3 protein-coding genes are annotated in these 4,888 nt (G+C 48.6%); all 3 read right to left on the bottom strand.

What is annotated here, in order from left to right; translation table 11 throughout:
* A partial coding sequence (locus VN105_RS01300) for a hypothetical protein (protein WP_325637146.1) occupies positions 1-503 on the bottom strand: 503 nt, incomplete at its 3' end.
* Between the two features lie 450 nt (positions 504-953).
* Entirely contained in the window at positions 954-3,743 is a 2,790-nt protein-coding gene (locus VN105_RS01305) for a family 78 glycoside hydrolase catalytic domain (RefSeq protein WP_325637148.1), read from the bottom strand.
* Positions 3,744-3,761: 18 nt separating this feature from the next.
* Complete coding sequence (locus VN105_RS01310) at positions 3,762-4,775, bottom strand: zinc-binding alcohol dehydrogenase family protein (RefSeq protein ID WP_325637150.1); 1,014 nt, start codon at positions 4,773-4,775, stop codon at positions 3,762-3,764.
* Between the last annotated feature and the right edge of the window lie 113 nt (positions 4,776-4,888).

A 4,888-nucleotide genomic window follows, 5' to 3' on the forward strand; every position in this document is an offset into this window, starting at 1 on the left:
CCCGGAAGTTTCCAATGACCATGCATATGTAACACTCCCTTACTCAATCCCTTTATAATCTGCGAGCAAAGTTCGGGGTTATTCCATACGGCAGATTCCCGGCCAAGCACCTTTTCAATAAGGGTATCAAAATTAGTAGTAAGAACCGGTAACTTCAGCGCACCAATGGCCTCAATCAGCTCCCTGTTCTTTACAGTAAATTTGCCAATAGTTGCTTCCAGCCAGGTTTGTAAAACGCCTTCTCCCCGTTTTCTGAACCTGTCCATAACCTGGGTAGCTACATTTAACTTATCATATACATCTCCCTCTTCAAGATCACGGTATCTTCTTTCTACCCATTTTTCATCAAGACTATCAGGAAAATGACTTTTGCAAGTCGCAACACCATTACGTAACAGCCCATCCCACCCAGCTAATGAATCATGCGTAGTGGCTAGTGAAACTCCTGCTCCTACAACCAGAACAGCCTTCTTGCTGCGAATGGCATTTTCAAAATTTTTCATATGTAAAATTGTTTTGCTCCCGCCTTATGTTTAACGCGGTCTTCTTATAAATGCGTTCCGGGAAGCAGGGTATGAATGGGGGGTAGCTGTTGTCAAACGATGCTAAAAGTTAACCAACAAAACGACGGGTGCTTATTATTAGTCGGCCAGCATTCATACTCCTGCTAAGAATAGCATAAGCTTTTCTAATTATGCTTGTTGCAGCGATGGCAGTAAAATAATTCATCACCGGAACATAAAGTATTACACACCGGGAGATAAAAAAGTACCAAATATGAGAGAGAGTTTTGCAAAATAATCCTTTAGCGCGCATTTTTTAAATGCAAAGCCTGGCAAGGAAACTAGCTGATAGGAGTAACCACATTGTATATACATGCATACACCTTAGCATACATATACACAAAACTACGTAGGCCTGTTTCCGTTGTATACATTTTAATAGCATCCCCATCACCTCACCGCATAATTATCCGCCGATGTGGTCACCGGCCTGCGGTTCACCACATGCAGCACATAATCACCTGAACCGGTTTCCATAACATACCTCCCTTCCTTATACCCCTTCTCTATCGCCATCACTACCCCATTCACAGTAATATCCGATGTAGATTCTGCAGGCATATAAATAGTAGCATGTGTATTTGCAGGTATATGTACATGCAACGTGAAAGTATTGTCTTCTTTTTTCCAGTCGCTTACAATTTCACCATAAGGAGAAAGATAACTGGCTTTGGCGGAAGTAACATCACCAACAGGTTCCGGCCTTATTACAATATCGTGGAAGGCAATGCTGCCCGGTGCGGGACGGATACCGGCTAAACCGCTGTAAAACCATTCCATCAGGTGGCCCAGCATAAAATGATTATTGGAAGCATCGCGATAGCCCTGCCAGGATTCGGTGAGCGCAGTAGCGCCTTTGGCCAACTGCAGGCCATAACCGGGTACATCGGTGCGACTGTTCATATCATAAATCACGTCCGAGCGGCCTTCATCATCCAGTACACGGAGCAGGTAACGGTAACCGATATCTCCGGCAGTGATGCCGTTGTTGTGTTTGCGGATATCTGCCACAATATTTTCTATGATATCTGCCTTATAACGGGGATCTGCCAGCTGCATGTACACGGACATTGCATTGGCGGTTTGACTTCCGGTAGCGTATTGTTTGGTGCTGTCGTTGAAAAAAGCGCGGTTATAGGCTTGCTTTACGGCTTCGCTTTGTGAAAGATATTTTTGCGCATCTGCTGTTTTTCCCAACAAGGCTGCCACTTTCGATAAAATGCTGAGGTCATAATAATATATAGCCGTAGCCGTTATACCTTTGGGGGTGAGTTGCGCTTCCCCTGGAAATTTCGGGCCAATGTCGTACCAGTCGCCCAGGCCGTGGGAAAGGATATGATGATTCGCTTTCTGCGCCAGGTAATTCACGTAGCGGGTCATCATGGGGTAACTTTCTTCCAGCACGGATTTGTCGCCATACCACTGGTACATATACCAGGGTAAAATGATGCCGTTACTCCCCCACTCCGGCGAATCGCGGAAGCCATTTTCAAAGTGCACATATTCCGGTGCAATGTCGGGAATAAGCCCTTCTGCTGTTTGTGCATGGATCATATCGCGCACTACTTTCCGGCAAAGCGGGGCAATATCATAATTGTATCTTATGGAACTGCCTACCAGGTGCGCTTCTTCCAGCCAGCCGAGTTTTTCACGATGGGGGCAGTCGGTGAATACGCTGGCGGTATTGCTGCGGATGGCCCAGTCGATCAGCCTGAAAGTTTTATTAAACAATTCATTGGAGCAGGTAAACTGCCCGATGGTAGCTGCTGCATTACGGGTGTGCAGGCTATGCAGTGTTTGTACTTCCGGCAATCCGTCAGGATTGCTTTTGCCGGCGGGTACAGCGCCATCAATTTGTATATACCGGAAACCGTAGTACATAAACTGCGGTTGCCAGTATTCCGTATCCTGTCCTTTCAGAGTATAATTAAAAAATACCGGGCTGCCTACGGCAGATTGATCTGCCAGGCCCTTGTCTGTAATAAGTTCTGCGGGCGTAATACGTACCACCATTCCTTTTTTCCCTTTCAGGGAGATGGCGGGAATAGCAGATGCATTCTGCCCCATATCATACACCCAGGTAGCAGGGCCGGTTTGTGTGATCTTAACGGGAGTAAAGCGGTCAAATATCTTCAGTGGTGCGGCCGTTTGCGCATCCAGCTGCGGCGGACCGGTTACGGTTACTGCATTTCTCCAGGACGCATCATCAAAAGAAGGCGTATCCCATCCGGGTTGTTCCAGGGTAGCGTTGTAATCTTCCCCGCCGTAGATGCTGGAAAAAGTAACAGGGCCTGGCGCTGCTTTCCAGCTGGTATCGCTGACGATATTTTCGGTACTGCCATCCCGGTATTGCAGGTGCAGCCTGCAAATCAGCTGTGGATAACCGAACGCGCCGGTAAGTTTGCGGTACCTTTCTCCAGGCACATAAAAGAAACCATTGCCAAGCATTACGCCAATGGCATTGGCGCCGGTATGTAATTGCCCCGTTACATCAAAGGTAACATAAAGCGCATGCTGATCATATTTTGTCCAGCCGGGGTCCAGGAAATGATCTCCTGTTTTTTTTCCGTTGAGATGAAGATCAAACTGACCCAATCCGCTGATGTAAACAGTAGCCCTTTGCAGTGGTTTGGCGATATGGAATGTTTTTCTCAGCAGGGGCAATATATCTTTCCGCTGCCCGTAATTTTTGTCGTTGGTAACCGCCGGCACAATGCGCGCGTTGCCGGGCATTTTCTCATAGCCTATCCATTGCGCCTGCTGCCAGTCGCCGGGCGAAAACAAACCCGTATGCCACTGTGCGGTTTCGCTCCAGCCGGAAGGTTTTCCCTGCTGGTCCCAAACCATTACTTTCCAGTAATACGTGGTAGCAGGCAACAGGGGTTTGCCATTATAAAGCACCTGTACCGACTGGTCTGATAATACCTTCCTGGAATCCCATATCTTTCCGCGGTTACGTTCCAGTGCAGCGGGGTTGTCGGCCACCAGTATGCGGTAGGCTGTTTGACGGATGTTGCTTCCTGTGCTTTGCAGTTGCCAGCTGAGAGCGGGCCGGGTGGCATCAATGCCTGTAGGGTTTTGCCGGTATTCGCATAACAGGTGTTGCAGCGAAACCGGTTGTGCTGCACCGGCATGGGTGATACACAGCAGTAGTAACAACAATAGCCATGATCTCATCATTCAACTGTTTTTGACGGGTCAGATATCTATGATCGCCTTTATCACTTCATTGCGGGGGTCCAGCCAGGAGGGGAACGTGTTTTTCACTTCCCCGAATTTCACGCGGTGTGTAATATATTTGTCCGGCTGCACCTGTCCATCTTTGATATAGCGAATCACCTGTTCAAAATCTTCGCGGGTGGCATTACGGCTGCTCATCAGTGTGGATTCCCTTTTGTGGAACTCCGGATGTGGAAACTGCAACAGGTCTTTTTGCAGTCCTATCAGCACGTACCGGCCGCCATGGGCCAGGTAATAAATACCGTTGTTGATCGCTTTCTGGTTACCGGTGGCGTCGATCACTACGGTGGGCATATCGCCGCCGGTGATTTCCCGCAGCCTTCCGGCTACATCTGTGGTGGCGTTAATGGTAAAAGGGATTCCCAGCGTTTCATGGGCAAACTGTAGCCGTTTATCCTGGATATCGGCGGCAATTACCTGTGCGCCGGCAATGCGGGCCAGTTCCATGGCTGCCAGCCCTATGGGGCCCGCTCCCATTATCATCACAAATTCACCGGGTTGTACACCCGCCCTGCGGATACCATGAGCGCTCACCGACAGGGGTTCCACCAGCGCCAGCTGTTCGGCACTCAACCCGTTTCCATGCACCAGTAACCGTTCGGGAACAGATAGAAACTCCACCATTCCCCCATCTTTATGTACGCCCAGGACCGCTATATTTTCGCAGCAGTTGGGCTTGCCGTTGCGGCAGGCAATACAAACGCCGCAATTTTCGTAAGGGATCACGGTTACCAGTTCACCTACGCGGAAATTGCTGCCTGCAGCATCCAGCGCTACAATTTCCCCTGCCAGCTCATGGCCCAGGATACGGGGGTAGTTAAAATACGGCTGTGTGCCTTCAAAAGCATGAAGGTCCGTGCCGCAAATGCCTATTTTCCGGATACGGATAATAGCCTGGCCAGCCTGCAATGCAGGCATCGCCTGCAGGCCGTATTCAAAATTACCGGGAGTGGTACAGATCAGCGTTTTCACATCAATTAATTTAGAAAAAAATATCCGTATCCGCACGTTTTATTTTCCCGCACAGGTACCGTGATAACCAAAGGAAAAGGATTAAGAGAGATATTTATTATAGTATATTATCC

It is taken from the genome of Chitinophaga sp., from assembly GCF_035564935.1.
Taxonomy (GTDB): Bacteria; Bacteroidota; Bacteroidia; order Chitinophagales; family Chitinophagaceae; genus Chitinophaga.

Excerpts from the sequence above, each read along its gene's own strand:
- VN105_RS01305 (WP_325637148.1), bottom strand. The coding sequence starts at position 3,743 with ATGATGAGATCATGGCTATTGTTGTTACTACTGCTGTGTATCACCCAT.